Origin of the sequence: Lysinibacillus sp. NPDC093210, from assembly GCF_044753985.1 — a bacterium.
In the GTDB taxonomy this organism is placed as follows: domain Bacteria; phylum Bacillota; class Bacilli; order Bacillales_A; family Planococcaceae; genus Lysinibacillus.
Map to the genome: position 1 here is coordinate 989,538 of NZ_JBIVOE010000001.1, position 20,720 is coordinate 1,010,257.

General features: G+C 38.2%; 19 protein-coding genes and 1 riboswitch. Of the genes, 6 read left to right on the forward strand and 13 right to left on the reverse strand.

The annotated features are described in order from the left end of the window. Position 1: 1 nt before the first annotated feature. The 5 genes from ACIP9C_RS04960 to ACIP9C_RS04980 all read right to left on the reverse strand — a co-directional run bounded on the left by ACIP9C_RS04960 (position 2) and on the right by ACIP9C_RS04980 (position 6,654). Positions 2-958, reverse strand: a complete 957-nt coding sequence (locus tag ACIP9C_RS04960) for an acetyl-CoA carboxylase carboxyltransferase subunit alpha (protein WP_401009043.1) — start codon at positions 956-958, stop codon at positions 2-4. Further along, positions 951-1,808 (reverse strand): acetyl-CoA carboxylase, carboxyltransferase subunit beta, encoded by an 858-nt coding sequence (accD, locus tag ACIP9C_RS04965; RefSeq protein WP_401009044.1) that lies wholly within the window; start codon positions 1,806-1,808, stop codon positions 951-953. The genes ACIP9C_RS04960 and accD overlap by 8 nt, the downstream gene beginning before the upstream one ends. Positions 1,809-1,829: 21 nt before the next feature. After that, the gene (locus ACIP9C_RS04970) at positions 1,830-2,471 is read right to left on the reverse strand and encodes a FadR/GntR family transcriptional regulator (RefSeq protein ID WP_401009045.1); all 642 of its coding nucleotides are present in this window, start codon (positions 2,469-2,471) and stop codon (positions 1,830-1,832) included. 132 nt (positions 2,472-2,603) lie between these two features. Then, positions 2,604-5,687: a DNA polymerase III subunit alpha gene (gene dnaE / locus ACIP9C_RS04975; RefSeq protein WP_401009046.1), complete on the reverse strand. Its 3,084-nt coding sequence runs from the start codon at positions 5,685-5,687 to the stop codon at positions 2,604-2,606. Positions 5,688-5,709: 22 nt separating this feature from the next. After that, a complete protein-coding gene (locus ACIP9C_RS04980; protein WP_401009047.1) occupies positions 5,710-6,654 on the reverse strand; it encodes a DHH family phosphoesterase in 945 nt (314 codons plus the stop codon). 90 nt (positions 6,655-6,744) lie between these two features. Here ACIP9C_RS04980 and ACIP9C_RS04985 point away from each other — a divergent pair, with 90 nt between their 5' ends. Continuing rightward, on the forward strand, positions 6,745-7,050 hold the full coding sequence (locus ACIP9C_RS04985; RefSeq protein WP_340823063.1) for a YtpI family protein: 306 nt from the start codon (positions 6,745-6,747) through the stop codon (positions 7,048-7,050). 86 nt (positions 7,051-7,136) lie between these two features. On the opposite strand, the gene ACIP9C_RS04990 is transcribed toward ACIP9C_RS04985, so the two are convergent. Beyond that, positions 7,137-8,444 (reverse strand): DRTGG domain-containing protein, encoded by a 1,308-nt coding sequence (locus ACIP9C_RS04990; protein WP_340823061.1) that lies wholly within the window; start codon positions 8,442-8,444, stop codon positions 7,137-7,139. 152 nt (positions 8,445-8,596) lie between these two features. Then, positions 8,597-9,280 (reverse strand): metal-dependent hydrolase, encoded by a 684-nt coding sequence (locus ACIP9C_RS04995; protein WP_401009048.1) that lies wholly within the window; start codon positions 9,278-9,280, stop codon positions 8,597-8,599. Positions 9,281-9,555: 275 nt separating this feature from the next. Between ACIP9C_RS04995 and ACIP9C_RS05000 the strand changes: the two genes are divergently transcribed. Then, a complete protein-coding gene (locus tag ACIP9C_RS05000; protein ID WP_401009049.1) occupies positions 9,556-10,644 on the forward strand; it encodes a M24 family metallopeptidase in 1,089 nt (362 codons plus the stop codon). Between the two features lie 435 nt (positions 10,645-11,079). Here ACIP9C_RS05000 and ald read toward each other — a convergent pair whose 3' ends face one another. Further along, entirely contained in the window at positions 11,080-12,195 is a 1,116-nt protein-coding gene (gene ald, locus ACIP9C_RS05005; RefSeq protein WP_401009050.1) for an alanine dehydrogenase, read from the reverse strand. Positions 12,196-12,494: 299 nt separating this feature from the next. Here ald and ACIP9C_RS05010 point away from each other — a divergent pair, with 299 nt between their 5' ends. Then, positions 12,495-12,944, forward strand: a complete 450-nt coding sequence (locus ACIP9C_RS05010; RefSeq protein WP_139860572.1) for a universal stress protein — start codon at positions 12,495-12,497, stop codon at positions 12,942-12,944. 45 nt (positions 12,945-12,989) lie between these two features. Here the strand turns inward: ACIP9C_RS05010 and ACIP9C_RS05015 are convergent, their stop codons facing one another. From ACIP9C_RS05015 to mbcS, 5 genes are all read right to left on the reverse strand, one after another. Beyond that, positions 12,990-13,919 carry a class I SAM-dependent methyltransferase gene (locus ACIP9C_RS05015; protein ID WP_401009051.1) on the reverse strand — a complete coding sequence of 310 codons (930 nt, stop codon included), beginning with the start codon at positions 13,917-13,919 and terminating at the stop codon, positions 12,990-12,992. 88 nt (positions 13,920-14,007) lie between these two features. Then, the gene (tpx, locus tag ACIP9C_RS05020) at positions 14,008-14,511 is read right to left on the reverse strand and encodes a thiol peroxidase (RefSeq protein ID WP_401009052.1); all 504 of its coding nucleotides are present in this window, start codon (positions 14,509-14,511) and stop codon (positions 14,008-14,010) included. Between the two features lie 175 nt (positions 14,512-14,686). Next, positions 14,687-15,286, reverse strand: coding sequence for an RDD family protein (locus tag ACIP9C_RS05025; RefSeq protein WP_401009053.1), 600 nt, complete (start codon positions 15,284-15,286; stop codon positions 14,687-14,689). Positions 15,287-15,298: 12 nt separating this feature from the next. Then, the gene (sppA, locus tag ACIP9C_RS05030; RefSeq protein ID WP_401009054.1) at positions 15,299-16,312 is read right to left on the reverse strand and encodes a signal peptide peptidase SppA; all 1,014 of its coding nucleotides are present in this window, start codon (positions 16,310-16,312) and stop codon (positions 15,299-15,301) included. 184 nt (positions 16,313-16,496) lie between these two features. Further along, positions 16,497-18,083 (reverse strand): acyl-CoA synthetase MbcS, encoded by a 1,587-nt coding sequence (mbcS, locus tag ACIP9C_RS05035; RefSeq protein WP_401009055.1) that lies wholly within the window; start codon positions 18,081-18,083, stop codon positions 16,497-16,499. Positions 18,084-18,277: 194 nt separating this feature from the next. Beyond that, positions 18,278-18,376: riboswitch (TPP riboswitch) on the forward strand. Positions 18,377-18,464: 88 nt separating this feature from the next. On the opposite strand from mbcS, the gene thiM reads away from it, so the two are divergent. The 3 genes from thiM to thiE are packed head-to-tail and all read left to right on the forward strand — an operon-like array spanning position 18,465 to position 20,666. After that, positions 18,465-19,220: a hydroxyethylthiazole kinase gene (gene thiM / locus ACIP9C_RS05040; RefSeq protein ID WP_401009056.1), complete on the forward strand. Its 756-nt coding sequence runs from the start codon at positions 18,465-18,467 to the stop codon at positions 19,218-19,220. After that, entirely contained in the window at positions 19,220-20,047 is an 828-nt protein-coding gene (thiD, locus tag ACIP9C_RS05045; protein ID WP_401009057.1) for a bifunctional hydroxymethylpyrimidine kinase/phosphomethylpyrimidine kinase, read from the forward strand. Before thiM ends, thiD begins: the two co-directional genes overlap by 1 nt. After that, entirely contained in the window at positions 20,034-20,666 is a 633-nt protein-coding gene (gene thiE, locus ACIP9C_RS05050; RefSeq protein ID WP_401009058.1) for a thiamine phosphate synthase, read from the forward strand. Before thiD ends, thiE begins: the two co-directional genes overlap by 14 nt. Positions 20,667-20,720: the final 54 nt, after the last annotated feature.

The following is a 20,720-nucleotide window of genomic DNA, read 5'->3' on the forward strand; positions in this document are numbered from 1 at the left end:
TCTATACTTCTATATATTGTCCGATTTTTTTAAATTTATCATATCGATCTTCGATTAATTGCTCACCATTTAAAGAATTTAATCCTTTTAGTGTGTCGCTAATACATTCTTTTATATAGATTGCCTGCTTCGCCACATTGCGATGTGCTCCGCCAGTGATCTCAGGAATAATACCATCTATCACACCAAGCTCTTTTAAATCAGGGGCCGTAATACGCATTGCTTCTGCTGCTTGCTTAGCAAGGCTACCATCACGCCATAAAATTGAAGCAGCACCTTCTGGAGATATAACAGAATAAGTGGAGTTCTCTAACATGTAAACACGATTTGCTACGCCTAAAGCTAGAGCACCACCACTACCGCCTTCTCCAATAACGATGCTAATGACTGGTACTGATAATCCCGCCATTTCTACTAAATTTCGAGCAATTGCCTCACTTTGACCACGCTCTTCTGCTGCTTTACCAGGGTAAGCACCTTTTGTATCAATAAAACAAATGATTGGGCGATTAAATTTTTCTGCTTGTTTCATTAAGCGCAACGCTTTGCGATAACCTTCTGGATGGGGCATACCAAAATTACGACGAATATTTTCTTTTGTTGATTTACCACGTTGGTGTCCAATAACAGTGACAGGTTGTCCTTCAAAAAGAGCAATCCCACCTAAAATCGCTGCATCATCTCCAAACGTACGATCTCCATGTAATTCAATAAAGTTTTCACACATAGCTTCAATATATTGTAGCGTTGTCGGACGTTCAGGATGTCTTGCTACTTGCACGCGATCCCACGGCTTCATATTGGCATAGATTGATTGCTCGAGTTGCGTTAAACGCGTTTCTAGCTTTTCAATCTCTCCTGTCATATCTACGTCCGCTTCAGCAGCAATTGTTTTTAATTCATCAATTTTTTCGCGCAATTGAACTACCGGTTCTTCAAAAGCTAAATTTTTAGACATGTTGCACGCCACCTTTCGTATGCATTTTTACAAGCACAGATACTTGTTTCCGTAACTCTTTACGATGGAAAATGGCATCTAGTTGACCATGCTCTAATAAAAATTCGGCTGTTTGGAAATCATTCGGTAGTTTTTCTCTTACCGTTTCTTCGATTACACGTCTTCCTGCAAAGCCAATCAGTGCCTGAGGTTCTGCAATATTGATATCCCCCACAGAGGCAAAGCTTGCAGAAACACCACCAGTAGTTGGGTGCGTTAAGATGGAAATAAATAATAAGCCTTGATTGCTATGACGTTTTAAGGCAACACTTGTTTTCGCCATTTGCATTAAAGAAAGAACACCTTCTTGCATACGAGCTCCACCACTTGCAGTGAAAATGATAAACGGCACACCTAATTCGGTTGCTTTTTCAACAGCACGTGTTATTTTTTCTCCAACAACAGAGCCCATTGACCCCATACGGAAATGAGAATCCATTATCGCTACTACAACATCTTCTCCGTCAAGTGTGCCTAAACCTGTCAATACAGCCTCATTTAGACCCGTTTTTTGTTGATCGGCATTAATTTTCTCTACATAGGCAGGGAAATTAAGTGGATTACTTGTTTGTAAATGATCGTCCATAGAAACAAATGATCCCTCATCTAAGAAATAGTCAACACGCTCTTGTGCAGTCATTTTAAAATGATGGTCACACTTCGTGCATACTTTATGATGCTTTTCTAATTCTTTTGTTAACTGAATATGACGGCATTCTGGACATTTTGTCATGAGTCCTTCTGGAAATGCCTTTTCCTGACCATCCTGTTTCTTTTTTCGATTTGCGTTAAATATGTCGCGTATTGCCATGTTTGACTCCCCCTTTATTGTCTAAAAAGTTTGACCAGTACCCATCCACTGCTCGTAAGCTAGTAATGCTTCTTTTTCATAGCCAAGTTGCATCGATTTCAACATCGTTTGAAGGATTATTTTTTCCTCTTCCGTTGAGTTTCGATTTAAACGGTCACCGTCATATGCAGCAAGTTGAAACCAGATTTTCAGCGAAAGCCGATTGCCTGACGTAACTAATAGTTCTCGCAATACATCACAACAATTTACTGTTCCTTCAATTTCCAGCTTCACAAAAAAACTATCCCACACTGGTAGTGTACGAAGAATCTCTGTACAACTTATTACGCGAATTGCTTCCTTTTCATGAATTTGTCGCGTTAATTCGACATCTTTTTTTGATTTTTCATCTTCTAATATAAACATCGACAGTACTTCTACAAGCTGATGCTTATGTGTTGAGGCAAGAAATGTCCCTCCACCGTGTCGCGTTTCAATGAGTCCAAGTAACTCTAAACTGCGCAGTGCCTCCCTTACAGAGGATCGCCCAACACCTAACCTTTCTGATAAAACACGTTCAGAAGGAAGCTTCTCTCCAGCTTGAATTTTTTCCATTCGAATAAGTTGACGCAATTGCTGAACGATTTCTAAAAACACTTTTTTTTGTTCGGTTTGTTTATCCATATGATTAACTCCCGTTATCAAAAAGTGGTCTGACCACTTTTTTAGCATTGACTACATCTTACAAAATAACTGTTTAAAAGTAAAGAAAAAACTGCATAAAATTCTATGCAGTTTCTAAAATCTTGTTTAATTTCATATCTTTTTAGTCGATTGTGCATGTTTTACTTTCACTTGCGATTTTCCAAAACGTTTTTCAAGTGTACCCTCAATATAGAGCAATTCATCTTCTATCAAAATTTCCTGTACTAGTTGAAATACTTGTGGAAATAAGGTAATCGATACGATTCCAAATTCATCTTGAAGTTGGACAAAGGCCATTTGCTCTCCTTTTTTTGTCCTTATTTTTTTCACTTCTTCAATTAAGCCTATCATTTTTACATACGTTCCTTCACGTGCATACTTCAGTTCAGCACATGTTACAGTAACGTCTCCCCAGTAGCTTCTTTCTTCAGTAACTGGATGAGCAGATATATAAAAGCCTAAACATTCTTTCTCATGCTGGAGTTTTTCCTTCTGAGACATCGCTTCAGCTTGCATATACTTCGGTTTACCAAAATTAAAGGCAGTTGCTGTTTCTATATCAACATCCTCTGTTGGGCGCACGAGCTCTGCTTGTTTTAATGCTGCATCTAAGGTAGCCGCAAGTACAGCACGATCCTTTCCTAAATAATCGAGCACACCCGAATAAACAAGAGACTCCATTACATTCGGTTTAAAATGCTGCGCACTTAAAGCTACAGCCAAATCAAATAAATTATGAAAGGCATCTGGATTCGTTTTACGTAACGTTACTACTTTCTCTAAAAAGGTGTGTGGTACACCTTTAACGCCAGCTAAACTATAGCGAATTCCATCCTTTTCTACTAAAAAGAATTTAGTACTTTGCAATAATGACGGCGGATAAAACGGAATGCCTTTTTCCTTTGCTTCCGCAACAAGCTGTTGAATTTTTTCTACATTTCCTGTTGCATTTGTTAATAATGCTGCATAAAAGCTTTGTGGGTAATGAGCCTTTAAATACGCCATATGATACGAAATGACACTATAGGCGACAGCATGACTTTTTGGAAAGCCATAGTCCGCAAAGCGTACAATGAGCGCATAGACATCCTCCGCAACTTTCCGATCAAAACCTTGTCTTAATGCTCCATCTACAAAGGCATTGCGTTGCTCTTCTAATATTTCACGATTTTTCTTACTAACCGCACGGCGTAATAAATCAGCCTGTCCCATCGTAAAGCCTGCCATGGTCCCAGCAATTTGCATAATTTGCTCCTGATAAACAATAACACCAAATGTTTCGCGTAAAATAGGCTCCAGTATTGGATGTGGCATCGTTATAGGTTCTTTACCTGCCTTTCTTCTTGCATAGACAGGTATAAAATCCATTGGCCCAGGACGATAAAGTGCATTGACTGCAACAATATCTGAAAATTGCGTTGGATGAATATCACGTAGTGCTTGTTTCATGCCGTCTGACTCTAACTGGAAAATACCAACTGTATCACCCTTTTGTAGTAACTGAAATGTTCGCTCGTCATGCATTGGGATAAGGTCAAATTCTATCCATGGTCCCCCCGCTTTATAAATTGACCAGCGTACTTGCTCCAAAATTGTAAGGTTACGTAACCCTAAAAAGTCCATCTTCACAAGCCCACGCGCTTCTACATCTCCCATCGGCCACTGGGTACAATAAATACCTTCATGTCCATCCTCAATCGGGACCGTATCGACTAATGGCGTTGGTGCTAATACAATGCCAGCTGCATGGGTAGAAGAGTTTCTCGGTAAGCCTTCCAATTTTAAAGCTACATCAAGCCAACGTCGGTGGTATTCATCTTCAGCTAACCAACTTTGAAAGTTTTGTGACTCCGCTACAGCTCTTTGCAAAGTCATACCAGGTTTGTTCGGAATCATTTTCGATATTTTTTCCATCACTTCAGCATCAAATCCAAAAACACGTGCTACATCTCTCGCCACTGCTTTCGCAGATAAAGTGCCAAACGTAATGATTTGCGCAACATTAGCCTTGCCATATTTTTGTGCGACGTATTGGATAACTTGTTGTCTTTTACTGTCAACAAAGTCAATATCAATATCCGGCAAGGTTACACGTTCAGGATTTAAAAATCGTTCAAACAATAATCCATAGACAAGCGGATCTACCTGTGTAATGGAGAGACTAAATGCAACAAGCGAGCTTGCCGAAGAGCCACGTCCTGGTCCAGTTAATATACGATTTTCTTTGGCAAAGCGCATAAAATCTGCAACGATTAAAAAGTAATCAGCATAGCCCATTGAACATATAATTTCTAGTTCATATTGCAGTCTATCTCGATAAATTGCTGGTACCTCAGACAGCTTTAAGCGCTCGGCTAGACCAGAAAATGTTTCTTTTACAAGCATACTTTCGGCTGTTTCACCCTCTTGTATCGGAAATTTTGGCATTTGAACATGCATTTCAGGAATTTTTGCTACACAGCTAGCAAGCATGACTCCACTTGCCTCAATCCATTCAGGACGGTCTAAATACCATCCCTTCCACTGTTCCTCAGTTGGCGCAAAATAGTATTCTAAATGAGCTGTTAGCAATGTATCTTGAAGTTTTTCCCCTGTATCAATTGCTCTAGCAACCTCATAAGCAAAATGATCTTCAGGTTGTAAAAAATAACAACGCTGAGTAGCTACGATTGAAACTTCTTTTGTCTCGCACCAATGTGAAATCATAGCTTCATTGTCTGCTATTATGCCTCCTGGTCTTGCAATCCCTACATATAGACGTTTTCCAAATACTTGTTGTAAAGAGCTTGTCATTTCTGTCCATTCTGCAATTTCCGCTATATCCATTGCCGAAAGTAACGCTATACAACCCGCTGCATAGCCTTCAAGCCATCTCCAAGGCAATACCTCATCTTCTCGAATAGAAACAGCACTACTAATCTTTAAAAGATGTTGATAACCTTCCTGCGTTTGTGCATACAGCGCGAGCGGTATTATTTTATTATCCCATTGCACCTTCACTGAAAGCCCTATTACAGCATGAATATTTGCCTGCTGCATTGCTTTACAAAAAGGCAAAAGCCCGTACAACTTCGAATTGACGATTGCACAGGCCTGCGTATTTTGTTCTTGTAAAAAAGGGATCAATTGTTCAAGCCGAATCGTGCTTTTTAATAAATCCGCGCTCGTATGCATTTGTGTATATACATGTGTCAAAAGAATCCCTGCCTTTCAAAAATTATTGATATGTCTTACAAATGTCTTTCAAACGTGTAGTGACGCGATCCGCTTCTTGCCATGAATAGGCGGTTGCACCAGAGGCAAGTGGATGCCCACCACCATTAAATTCCTTCGCTAATGTGTTAATAATCGGACCTTTAGAACGAAGGCGGACACGAATTTGGTCTTCTTCTTCTATGAAAATTACCCATGCACAAATTCCTTTTACGCTACCTAGGCAGCCCACTAAAAGTGAGGCTTCAGATGGTACAACTTTATATTTGGCAAGCAATTCTTTTGTCAGCTTAACATACGCTGCGCCATTTTCATCCATAATAAAATTTTGGTAAATATATCCTTGCAAAGTTAACAACTTTTGCTCCATTTCATACATCCCATCGAAAATTTGATTTCGATCAAAGTTATATGTAATTAGTTCCGCTGCAACTTTAAATGTTTTTACAGTCGTGCTTGGGAATTGGAAACGACCTGTATCTCCTACAATCCCAGCGAATAATAATCGTGCGGATGCATTTGAAAGTTTCCAATTAGCGATTTCTTTTCCTTCTTCAAAAAGCTCATAAATCATTTCACTACATGAACTAGCAGTTGTTTCTACCCACAATAAGTCTCCGTATTGATCGTCATTAGGATGGTGATCTATTTTTACGACCATTTTTCCTTTTGTATAGCGCTGATCGTCAATACGCTCAGTATTCGCCGTGTCTGTAACAATAACCAATGCATTTTCATATACATCATCGGCTATTTGATCAGGTACAGCTAAAAACGACAAGGATGTATCATGCTCACCAACAGCGTAAACTTTCTTTTCTGGATAATTTGCTAAAATCAATTCTTTTAGCCCTAATTGTGATCCGTATGCATCAGGATCTGGACGTACATGTCGATGAATAACGATTGTCTCATATGAAGCAATTGTGTCGATGATTTGTCTTTTCAAAATGGTTTCCCCCAAAATGATAGTAATAACCGTTAGCATTTTTCCTCAATTATCGTTACAATAATGTCTAGTTATGCTAGGAGGTTTACTATGTTCAATTTAATTTTTGTGTTTGCAATAATTATATCATTTGTCTTTTATTTTTATTTTAAAACAAAACAGTTCCGTTCTCCATTACCTATTGCTAAAAATTGGTACAAAAGTAAGTCGAATATTGGTTTAGGTTCATTTATTCTTGCATTTGCATTGAACCAAGCTTACTTATTCCCTGGAACGTTTACATTTATCATTGTAGCAATTCTTGTCGTATTAGGCATCTTTGTTGTTGTTGAAAATATTAAAAAGGCTCGTCACTATGGTCAATTTGTTGATGAAGAGTTTCGTATTAATCGATAACTATTACTGCATTACACATATAATTGCAAAAAAACTGTTAAAGGGATGACCTAGTATTTGCCCTAGGCCATCCCTTTTTTGTTTGCTTAACGCTCTAATAGCTGGAACATCATCATTGCCTTACCGACAAGCATTTGCTGATTAAATACTTCGAAGTCCATTTTTACGAACTTACGACTCATATCTAATATGCGAGGTTTGACAGTAAGTGTGCTCTCCATTTGAACAGGCTTAATGAAATAAATTGTCATGTTTTCTGCAACTGCATCGCCACGCTTACGACGCTTTAATGCAAATGATCCAACTTCGGCTAGTAAAGTTGTAAATGCTCCATAAGAAATAGCCCCATATTGGTTTGTCATTTGCGGTGTCACTTTAAACTCCACGATTAAATCTTCATCGCCAAGCACTTTCATTTCATTTTTCACTAAATCATCAATGGTCTCCCCGTGTTGAGGCTGTCTTTGCGCAAGCTGCAACGCCTTTAACACATCTTGTCGACTAATGACCCCTTGTAAAACATTATCGTCATTTACAATTGGCAGTAAATCGATGCCTTCCCAAATCATGCGATGCCCTGCTGAAGCGACGCTCATTTTCATTGATCCAGCAATTGGGTTTTTCGTCATCACTTTCTCAATAAGCTCGTCCTCTTCCCTACCGATTACGTCTTTTACCGTAATCATTCCAACTAGCTTATTCATAGCAGTTACTACCGGAAAGGCACCATGGGTTGTACGCTCATTTAACTTATGGAAATGATGAATCGTTTCATCATTATGGAGCACAGATGTCTCGGTCATTGGCACGAAAATATCCTCAATAAATAAAATATCTTTTTTAATTAACTGGTCATAAATCGCACGGTTAATCATCGTTGCCACCGTAAAGGTATCATAACTAGTAGAAATAATCGGTAAATCTAGTGAATCGGCAAGCTGTTTGTTGTCATCCGTTGTATCAAATCCACCTGTAATTAATACAGCTGCACCTGCTCGGAGCGCATTTTCATGAGCTTTAAAACGGTTTCCGACGATCAGTAAGCTACCTGCATCTGTATAACGCATCATATCTTCTAATTGCATCGCACCGATTACAAATTTTGTTAATGTTTTATGTAGACCGGTTTTACCACCTAGCACTTGGCCATCTACAATATTAACAATTTCTGCAAATGTTAATCGTTCGATATTTTCTTTCTTTTTCTTTTCAATACGAATTGTTCCTACGCGCTCAATAGAACTTACTAGACGACGATTTTCCGCTTCTTTAATGGCACGGTAAGCCGTTCCTTCACTCACTTGCATTTCCTTTGCAATTTGTCGTACTGAAATTTTATCGCCCACGGGTAGTGATTCGATGTATTGTAAAATCTTCTCATGTTTTGTTGACAAAATATCACCTATTTCTCAAGCAATTAATTCTGTTATTAGTGTACCATATTTTTTGCGAAAATATTGAGTATAAAGGTGTAAAATGTTTTACGTTTCCCATTATTTCAACTACGCACGTGGTGTCAATCATTATAGTACAGCAACTCAAATGATTAGGAACAGTTTACTTTTTCACCTGCTTTTAAAATTTGAACTTCTGCATTTTGCACTAAATTAGCAAAAATTTGCGGATCCTGTTCGATTGGAGGGAATGTATTATAATGGATCGGCACAACGATTTTCGGCTTTAAAAATGATACCGCACATGCCGCATCTTCAGGGCCCATCGTAAAATTATCGCCAATAGGTAAAAATGCAACATCAATTGGATGACGCTCTCCAATTAATTTCATATCACTAAATAGTGCTGTATCACCAGCATGGTAAATAGTTAATCCTTCGATAAACAATAAAACACCTGCAGGCATACCCATATAAATAATTTCATTGTTTTCTGTTACATAAGAAGAACCATGGAATGCCTGTGTAAATTTGACCTTTCCAAAATCAAACTCTCTCGCTCCCCCAATATGCATTGGATGCGCTTTCACACCTTGCCATGAAATCCAGTTTGCTAACTCATTCGGTGCAATAACTAGAGCATCCTTTTTCTTTGCAAGCTCCACCGTATCTCCCACATGGTCATTATGCCCATGTGTAAGCAAAATAATATCTGGTGCTTCTTCAGCAACCTTTAAATCAGTTTGGCTATTTCCATTAATGAAAGGGTCAATTAAAATTGTTTTACCATTTGTTTGAATTTTAACAACAGAATGTCCATGATAACTAATTTGCATTAATCGTTCCTCCTGATATTGAGAATATTTGCTCCATCTTTTAATTCGCTATCCATGCGCTTTTTCCCTTTTTTTGATATGCTTAAACAGGATATGAAAAGTGTATAGTGCTTAGCTTTTCCCGACATGCAAATGCCGCGAAAAAGCCACGCCATGTTTTACTTTGAAGTAGTGGGCACTAGTAAACTTTGCCTTAAATAATTGAAGCTACATGAAGGCGTGCCGCTATAGGCTAACATCAGCAAACTAGGTGCAATATGAGGAGGAAATGGATAATGTCAAAAGTACAAGAAATCCAAAATTATTTACAAAAAAATCAAATTGATGCTGCTTTCGTTACTACTCCCGATAATGTTTTTTACGTATCTGGTTTCAAAAGTAATCCCCACGAACGATTGCTAGGGGTGATGATTTTTAAAGAGGCAGAGCCTTTTTTAATTTGTCCACAAATGGAGATCCCAGATGCAAAAGCTGCAGGTTGGTCATATGAAGTCATTGGTCACCAAGATACAGACAATGCTATGGATATTCTTGCACAAGCAATTATTGCTCGTAATGTAAACCCATTAACGTTTGCAATTGAAAAAGCACAGCTTATTGTAGAGCGTTTAGAATCTTTACAACAATCATTTCCACAGGCAAATTTTGTACGTCTAGATGAAAAAATTAATGCAATGCGTGTTATTAAAGATGAAGATGAGTTGAACAAGCTTCGTAAAGCCGCACAGCTTGCAGATTACGCAATTGAAGTGGGCTGTAAAGAAATTGCTGAAGGTAAAACTGAAATGGAAATCTTAACAGCTATTGAAAGTGCTATTCAAGAAAAGGGCTGTAAGATGTCCTTTGAAACAATGGTGTTAAGTGGTCCTAAATCGGCTTCACCACATGGTAAACCAGGCTCTCGTAAAGTCGAAAAAGGCGATATGATTTTATTTGACTTAGGGGTAATTTACGATGGCTATTGCTCAGATATCACACGTACAGTTGCATTTGGAGAGCCCTCTGAGGCACAAAAAGCAATCTACGATGCCGTATTAGCTGCTAATACAAATGCAATTGCGGCAGTAAAACCTGGAGTACGCGCAATGGATTTAGATAAAATTGCTCGCGATACGATTACTAATGCAGGCTATGGAGAATATTTCACGCATCGACTTGGTCATGGGCTCGGTATTTCCGTACATGAATTCCCATCTGTTACAGGAGCGAATGACATGGTTATGGAAGAAGGTATGGTGTTCACAATCGAACCAGGTATTTACAAATCAGATGTGACAGGTGTACGTATTGAAGATGATGTTGTAGTTACAAATGATGGTGTAGAAGTTTTAACAAAATTCCCTAAAGACTTAATTGTACTGTAATTGACAAAGTGTTTTACAGTTAGAAATACTATGTAAAGGATGGACCCGTTACTTTGGTGTTTCCTTCAGATAGTCGACAAAAGAAAAAAAGTGTTAGATTGACTGCAATCAATCTAACACTTTTTTTGCTATGCCGTTGTTGTCCTCTACAGCGGTTGCTTTCCGCGTGCACACCGTAAGTCGCAACCCTCGCTAACGCGCGGTTTGTTGCGTCTTACATCTTGTGCGTTCCCGCAGGAGTCACCGCCTTCGCTACCAACAACTAGTGCTCTCTTCTAATTTTTTATTTATTGCAAAAGAAAGAATAGGCAAAACTTTACAAACACTTCTGTCTCCCTTTTGGCACTTTTTTTGCCACCTAGATATATCCGCACAGAATGTATCTGCCCGTAGCAGAAATCAACGGCAGTAGTCTCTATAATTTATAATAATATTTTATTTTATTAATTCATCAACATTCACATATGGCAACTCTTGTGCTTCTGCTACTGCTTTATAAGTAATATGCCCGTCTAATGCATTAACACCCTTTTTCAATGCAGGATTGTCGATACATGCTTGCTTATAGCCTTTGTTTGCAATTTGAAGCGCATATGGAATTGTATTATTTGTTAAAGCAATCGTTGACGTACGTGGTACAGCACCAGGCATATTGGCAACAGCATAATGTACAACCCCATGTTTAATATATGTTGGATCATCGTGTGTTGTAACACGATCAGATGTCGCAAAAATTCCACCTTGGTCAATGGCAATATCAACAACAACAGAGCCAGGTTGCATCGATTGAATCATTTCTTCCGATACTAGCTTCGGTGCTTTAGCGCCAGGAATCAGAACAGCCCCTACAACTAAATCTGAGCTTTTCACTGATTCTGCAATATTATAAGGGTTAGATATTAACGTTTGTACATCGCGACCAAACATATCTTCTAATTGACGTAGACGTTCCGGACTTAAATCAATGACCGTTACATCCGCACCCATACCAACAGCGATTTTCGCAGCATTTGTGCCTGCAATTCCGCCACCAATAACAGTTACTTTTCCGCGTTGTACACCAGATACGCCACCTAATAAAATCCCTTTACCGCCATGATTTTTCTCTAAATATTGCGCACCAATCTGAGTTGCCATTTTACCTGCAACTTCACTCATTGGCGTTAATAAAGGTAAAGAGCCATTTGCAAGTTGTACTGTTTCATAGGCAATACCTACAACTTTTTTATCTATTAATGCCTGCGTTAACTCACGCTCCGGCGCTAAATGTAAGTAGGTAAATAAGATTTGTCCTTCATAAAAGTAATCGTATTCCGATGCTACGGGTTCTTTTACTTTTAATATCATTTCTTGAGCCCATGCTTCCTTTGCTGATGCAACAATATGCGCACCCGCTGCCGCATAATCTGCATCTGTAAAGCTTGAACCTATACCAGCCCCTGCTTCAATATACACTTCGTGGCCAGCATGCGTTAATGAGACAACCCCTGCTGGTGTCATTGCTACGCGATTTTCGTTGTTTTTAATTTCTTTTGGAATACCAATCTTCATATTTCCAATCCCCTTTCATAACCTATGAACTAAGCAATATTTCACCAAAATACGATTCCTCGTAGATGATGACCCCCTTGCACTTCCATCTTACCAAACAAGTGAAAAAAATGCTTTAATTAAAGCAAATACTAATTAAATTCATAACATTTTCAAAATACTAAATATTACTACTAATCAAGCGAAACGAGCTATTTCATAGTAAACGCCTTTACTTATTCACAAATTTTCTCCGGAAAGTATTTCCTTTAGAAAATGATTTGGTATAATTACATTATACAAATAGGGAGGTAATACAAATGGCTAATCATTATAAAAGCATTGTAGTTGCAGTAGACGGTTCAAAAGAAGCGGAGTACGCTTTTCGTAAATCAATTGACGTTGCTAAACGTAACGAAGGTGCTGTATTAAACCTAGTAAACGTAATTGATACGCGTTCATTTGCTGCTATCGAAGCATATGACCGTTCAATTGCAGAACGTGCACAAGCTTTCTCAGAAGAATTATTAAATGGTTACAAAAAACAAGCTGAAGACGAAGGCTTAGCAAACGTAAACCTTATAATTGAGTATGGATCTCCTAAAAATATTATTACAAAAGAGCTTTCTAAAATCGTAGATGCAGATTTAATTATTTGTGGTGCTACTGGTTTAAACGCAGTAGAACGCTTCCTAATCGGTTCAGTTTCAGAAGCAATCGTTCGTTCAGCTAATTGTGACGTACTTGTTATTCGTACACCAGAAGCTTAATAAAGCAATACATAAAAAGGTATCCAAATTTGGATACCTTTTTTATTATTTCTCTTCTTGCCACATTTTCACTTTTTCAAAGAACATCGCAAGAGCTTGTTTATTTTGCATATTTGGTACTTTCGCCAACAATACTTCTTTCGGAGCTTTAAAAGCTTCCCCTTGTTTTTGTAAAATAACGATACTTTTTTCAAGTGATTTATTAGCAAACATCGTATCTGGCAATTGAATTATTGCTTGAATCCAAGCATGCTTTTGAATGTACTTATGCAGTTGCTTAGACTGTTCGGATTCAAAGAGATGTGTCGGAGCTAGGAAAAATAAATAGCCCCCATCCTTCGTATAATTGACAGACTGCTCAATAAATAAATGATGTGCATAGCTCATGCCCTCAGTTGCACAAAGCTCATAATCTAATGCCACTTCCTCATTCGGATAGTAACCGACTGGTAAATCACAAACAATGGCATCAACAGGATCAACTAATAGGTCTTGCAAAGCATCCTGTCGATATAAAGAAACTGGCTGCTCTGTTAAATCAGCTGTTGCCGCGGCTAATCGAATAAGTAACTCATCAACCTCCACACCAGATGCCTCTACTTTACCATCGAGTAAATTCATAACAGTTAACAGTAAGTTACCAGTGCCAACTGCTGGGTCCAACATTGTCAGTTTTTCTTTTGCTAATCGATCCGCAAAAATTTGTTCTACGAAATAGCCAACTAATAGACCAAGAGTATCTGGCGTCATTTGATGATTTGGCTGGGAACCTTTTCGCATACCTTTTAAAATAGCAATTTGAATAGACTTGCGCACGTCTTCTTTCGTTGCACCTTGCTGTGAGAAATCTACATCCCCATCAAGCCAAGCCTCTAGTCCATCAAGTACACCCTCTAATAACGTCGTATCTTGCTCTTTTTCTATTTTTTCTGCATGCTCATTTAGCATCCCAAATAGTTTTTCAATCTTTTCCATACATAACTTCCTTTCACGCAGAAAAGAGCCGTGACAAACTCTGTCACAGCCCTTTTGTCTAGTATTATCTTAGCCTAAAAGAAGCAAATTATGCTAGTGCTTTAACTGCTGCAATCGCTGCTTCATAGTCTGGATGATCTGTAGCCTCAGGTACATACTCGACATAAGTCACTTTTCCAGCTGCATCTACCACAAATACTGCACGTGCTAGAAGACGTAATTCTTTAATATACACACCGTATGCTTCACCGAATGAAAGATCGCGATGATCTGAAACTGTTTGAACTGCATCAATTCCTGCTGCCCCGCACCAACGTTTTTGAGCAAATGGAAGGTCAACAGATACTGTATAAATAACTACGTTATCTCCTAAATTTGCAGCTTCTTCATTAAAACGACGTGTTTGTGCATCACATACGCCTGTATCTAATGACGGAACAACACTAAATAAACGAATTTTACCTTCTGAATCCGTTAAAGAAACAGGCGATAAATCATTTGCTAATACTGTGAAATCCGGTGCTTGGTCTCCAACCTTTACTTCGTTACCTATTAGTGTTACTGGACCTTTTTTAAATGTAATTTGTGCCATGAAAACGCCTCCTAATCATCATATGTACATAATCTTACTAAATGTAGGGAATTAATTGCAACTCGGACAGCTTATTATAGGCAAACTTTGTGAATGCCCGAAATCTGCCGCCTAATATTGCTCGACAACAGCCCTAAAAAGAAGAGCCACCTCATATGTTGGAGGTGGCCCAGTATTATTCTTCTTCAATTTTCTCCACGATCTGTTCAGGCTCTTTTGGTTTTTCCTGAGTTGGTGTCGCTAATTGTGCTGTTTCTTTCGCTACGTATACTTTTTCATGGACAACCGTCGTATCTGCAAAATAATCATGTATGCCTTGATTGTCAGGTAAAATCGCAACAAAAATGTAAAGCGGTATAATTATGTTATTAATTAAGCGACCAATCCATTCTCGGAACAGTACATCTGACCATGTAAGTTTGTCATGCTCTAGTGAGATAACGCGTAGTCCAAATGCCATTTTCCCTAACGTTTGCCCGAAAAATTTCGTCATTAGAACAAAATAACAATAATAAAGAATAGCTGAAATAATTGAGATTGGAGCATACCAGACCGAATCCGATAGTGACCAGCCCATTAAGTAAAATATCGGATTGGCAACGATGCCACCAACAGCTGAAATAATTAATCCATCTAAGACAAATGCCCAAAAGCGCACCCAAAATCCTGCAGTCTTCAATTCGTAATTTGTAGTCACTATTGGTGTCGTTGGCTTATCTAGCAGTTCTTGTTTAATCGAGGGTGACCCTTGCAAAACGAATTCATTGTTTGTCATGGTATGCCCTCCTTAGTATTCACCATATAAGTACATCATTTTCGGTGCCTTGTATTCCGTCATAATTTTCATTAGCATTTTTTCTTCAGCCGATGGGCCAAAAAGAGAGCTTACTTTCATACCAATTAATGATGGTAAGCCACCTTGATTATTGCTGTATTCAAACAAAACTGCATCCTCTAAACTGTAATCTTGGCGTAGAGCTGCAATAGCTGCTTGCTCGTCGCCAATTTCATCGATTAAGCCAGCTTCAAGAGCCTTTGTACCACCAAGAATTCGACCATCTGCCACTTTTTTCACGTCGGCTTCAGACATATTACGTCCTTGTTCAACAATATCAACGAACTCTTCATAGGACTCGTTAATCATATCCTGCATCATAGCGCGTTCTTCTGCTGTAATTTCACGCGTTGGACTCAACATGTCTTTATGTTGCCCAGATTTAAACGTCTCAAACTTCACGCCAACTTTTTCAGCAAGTTCCTGATAATTAATAGATTGCATAATAACACCAATTGAACCTGTTATCGTATCACGATGTGCATAAATTTTATCTGCTGGTGCTGAAATGTAGTAGCCACCTGATGCTGCCATCGAATCCATTGATACATAAATTGGAATTTGACGTTCCTCTTTAATTTGTAACAATTTTTTATAAATTTCTGCCGATTCCTTTACACCACCACCTGGTGAATTAACACTAAGAACAATACCTTGTACTGAATCATCATATAAAATATTGTCCAACTGATTTAAGAAAAACTGGTGATCATAAGCAACGGTTTGCCATAATGTGTTCGATCCAACATCTTGAATCGTTCCATCAACTTTTAAATAAGCAATACGCTTACTAAAATCTTCACCCTCAATAACCGTTTCATAAACATCTAAATTATTTCCAGCAACAATGCTGTCAAAATTACTAAAGAAGTCTGATTTAAATATTGCAAAAATCGTATTAATCCCTAATGAAAATACTAACAACACAGCTGCAATAGCCAAGGCTATCCACCTTTTCACATTCATACAAACGCCTCCTCAACACGTTATACGTCTAAATGTCCAAAACGTTTCACTTTTAAGTAATTTTTATGTAAAAATGTTCTGTTGTTTATTATTTTACTATAAATAAATGGGGCTACAACAAAAAATCAAAAGTTCATAAAAAAACATGAACTTTGATTTTCCGACATTATTTCCTAGGAAATATTTATTGATGAGTGTAATAAGCTTTTTCTTGTTGTCGTAATTCGACACGACGAATTTTACCAGATGAAGTCTTCGGTAACGCTTCTACAAATTCAATCGCACGTGGATATTTATATGGTGCAGTCATTAATTTTACATGGTTTTGTAACTTTTTAATAAGTGTTTCATCCCCAGTCTCATCTTCACGAAGGACTATAAATGCTTTAACAATATTTCCTCTTACTTCATCTGGACTAGCAACAACAGCAGCTTCCTTTACTGTTGGATGTTTCATTAATGCATCTTCTACTTCAAATGGCCCTATTGTGTAGCCCGAAGAAATAATGACATCATCTCCACGACCCTCAAACCAAAAATAGCCATCAGCATCTTTATATGCACGATCTCCAGTTATATACCATTCTCCGCGGAATTGTAGGTTCGTGCGTTCAGGATCTTGGAAATATTTTTTAAAGAGTGCAGGTGTTTCTCGATGCACTGCAATATCCCCAACAACACCTTCCGACACAGGTTGTCCTAGGTCATCGATTATTTCTACTGTATTTCCTGGTGTCGGTTTACCCATCGAGCCGACGCGCGCTTCCATACCAACCATTGTCCCAACAAGTAATGTATTTTCCGTTTGCCCGTAACCATCACGAACCTGGATATCAAACGTTTCTGAGAACACTTTTACAACTTCACTATTCAGTGGTTCACCCGCTGAAACAGCTTGGCGAATTTCACTTAAATTATAGTCCTGTAAATTATTGAGTGCTGCCATAAAACGATACTCTGTCGGTGTACAACATAATACATTTACTTTAAATTTTTCAAGCAATGACAAATAAGTTGATGCATCAAACTTGCCTTTATAAACAAAGGCTGTAGCGCCACTGCCTAAAGTTGCTAGGAATGGACTCCAAATCCATTTTTGCCAGCCAGGTGCCGCAGTAGCCCATACTATATCATTTTCTTGAACACCTAACCAATTCGGTGCTGTTGTTCGTAAATGAGCATAACCCCAGCTATGTGTATGAACAGCGGCCTTAGGATTGCCAGTTGTTCCACTTGTATAGGCTAAAAAAGCATTGTCCGTACTTTTTGTCGGTGTAGGATTCGTATAGTCTGTAGGATGCTCCTCCATTTTTTCAAGCAACGGTTGCCATGGGGCATGAGCATGACCAATAACATATTGCAAAATACCCTTTAAGTTTTTTACTTCGTCAAATTGCTCAATATATGGCTCGTAGGCAATTATTCCTTTTGCATTTGCATGTGTAATTCGATATTCAATATCCTTTGTACGCAACATTTCTGAACTAGGAATAATCGTTAAGCCCGCTTTCAATGCCGCTATGTAGACGATATATGCCTCGACAGATCTTGGAACCATCACTAAAAGCACATCGCCTTTTGTTAGTCCTTGCGAAGTAAATACATGGGCCGCCTGATTTGCTTTTTCAAGTAAAGTTGCATATGTAATGTGTTGAATTTCTTCGTGATCGTTATAAACAATTAATGCATTTTTAGTAGGGTCCTGAGCATACTTCTCAATCTCCTCAACAATGTTATACCATTCTGGTGCGATTAAATCCTGTCTTTTCATAATAACTTCCTCCTTATTGCTAGGTTTATTATAAAACTCATTTTTTATGATTTTCAATGGATGAACCTTATTTTAAGAAAGTCATGACAATTATCATGGTTTATTATATGGCATCAGTCACTGCTTTCCAGATAATGATAAAATGCTATTGAATACTGTGGATAGGTATGTTACATTTTTGACAACTAAAAACTTCATGATTGCAGGGGGACTCGTAGTGAGTTGAGAAGGTAAAACCTGACCCTTTGAACCTGTTAGTTAATACTGACGTAGGGAGCAACACACATCTTCTTCTTGATGATAAGCTCTTTTTACGTGTATACTTTGCACGAAAAAGAGCTTTTTTGCATGCTTACGTCCATCCAAAAAAGGAGGACTACGATGATTTTTCAAACGATTCGCAAAAAACAGCCACTCATTCATTGTATTACAAATTATGTTGTGGCAAATTTCCAAGCAAACGGCTTATTAGCAATTGGTGCTTCACCTGTAATGGCAGATGAATCTCTGGAAGTTGAGGAGATGGTATCGATTGCATCAGCCCTATTGATTAATATTGGCACACTTACTACCCGTACAAAAGAATCGATGTTGCTTGCTGGAAAAAAGGCAAACGCGCTAGGTGTACCGGTTATTTTGGACCCAGTTGGTGTTGGAGCAACAAATTTACGTAAACAAACGGTACAGCAACTATTAGAAGCCGTTCATTTTGCTGTTATTCGTTGTAATATCGGTGAACTTGCCGCTATCGCCGATGTTCGTTGGCAACAAAAAGGAGTAGATAGTGGCAGCGGTTTAATTTCAGTTGAAGATAAAGCGAAAGAAATTTCTAAAAAATATAATTGTATCGTTATTGTAACTGGTGAAAAAGATTTTATAACTGATGGAGAGCATTCCCAATGGATTATTGGCGGACATGTTCGAATGACCGAAGTTACAGGAACTGGTTGTTTGTTAAGTGCCATTTGCTGTGCAGCTTATATTGCAGGCAATAAGCCATTTTCTCAGTTGTGCAATACATTAACGAACTATAAAAAAGTTGCTGAACATGCCGCCTCATCTGCGCCATATAACGGCGATTTTGCAGTATCGGTCTTAAATGAGTTACACCGTTTATCGAAGGACGGTGAAAAATAATGCATATTGTAACAACAATAGCTGGCTCAGATAGTGGTGGTGGAGCTGGTATCCAAGCTGATTTAAAAACATTTCAGGAATTAGATGTATTCGGGACATCCGTTATAACAGCTTTAACAGCACAAAACACCTTAGGAGTGAACGGTGTACTTCCAATTGAACATGTTTTTGTAAATAAACAACTTCATTCACTCCTGGATGATTTTTCAATTAGTGCAGTAAAAACAGGAATGCTTTTTTCCTCTGATATTATTTATACAATTGCAAGAGCTATGTCTAATTTAAATATTCCGCTTATCGTTGATCCTGTGATGATTGCCAAAGGTGGCGAAAACTTATTACAACAAGAAGCAGTTGAAGCATTAAAAAAAGCTTTATTACCTCTTGCTACAATCGTAACGCCTAACATCCCAGAAGCAGAGACACTTACTGCTAGAAAAATACGCAATTTATCAGACATTCAGCAAGCTGCACAATCATTATTAACATTAGGTGTTCAATGCGTCATTATCAAAGGTGGACATTTACATGACGATAATTTTGCAACGGATTATGTATTTTTTGAAGATGGCGAAACATTTTCAATGCAATCTCCCCGAATTGCAACGAAAAACACGCACGGAACGGGATGTACATTTTCTGCTGCATTAACCGCTTTTATTGGTCGGAAAATGCCTTTAAAACAAGCAATTATTGAAGCGAAGAAATTTATTCAGCTAGCCATTAGCTATGATTTATCGATTGGAAATGGCAATGGACCAACGAATCATTTTGCTTACAAAAAGTTTCGTGATACTTGCGAGGTGACCATACATGAAACACAGTGACTTACAGCTTTATTTTATAATGGGCACAGCGAATGTGAAAAAGAGACAACCTTTAGAAATACTTGAGGCAGCATTGCAAGCAGGCATTACAATGTTTCAATTTCGAGAAAAAGGACAATATGCATTGACGAATGAGCCCTACGAACATTTTGCACGTCAATGTCAAAATCTATGCAGGAAATACAACGTTCCCTTTATCGTAAATGATGATCTCGATCTTGCCCTAAAGCTCAATGCAGATGGTATTCACATAGGCCAAGATGATTATCCCGTCTCACTAGTACGACAAAAAATTGGACAAATGATCCTTGGTGTTTCTGTCCATACAGCTACTGAATTGCAAGTTGCTTTAAAATATGGAGCAGATTATGTAGGTATTGGTCCTATTTATTCAACCACATCTAAAATTGATGCCCAACTACCTTGCGGAACGGAATTTTTACAACAAGCAAGATGCATGTTTCCGCTGCTGCCAATTGTCGCAATTGGAGGCATCGACTGCCAGAATGCACCTGCTGTTATTAAAGCAGGTGCAGACGGTGTGGCTGTTATTTCCGCTCTTTGCGAAAGTAATGACATTCAAAAAACGACTTCAACTTTCAAATCATTGTATTTGTAGCGTAAATTTTTTGTTATATGTATGCATGTAATCATGTAGCATAAAAAAACTAAA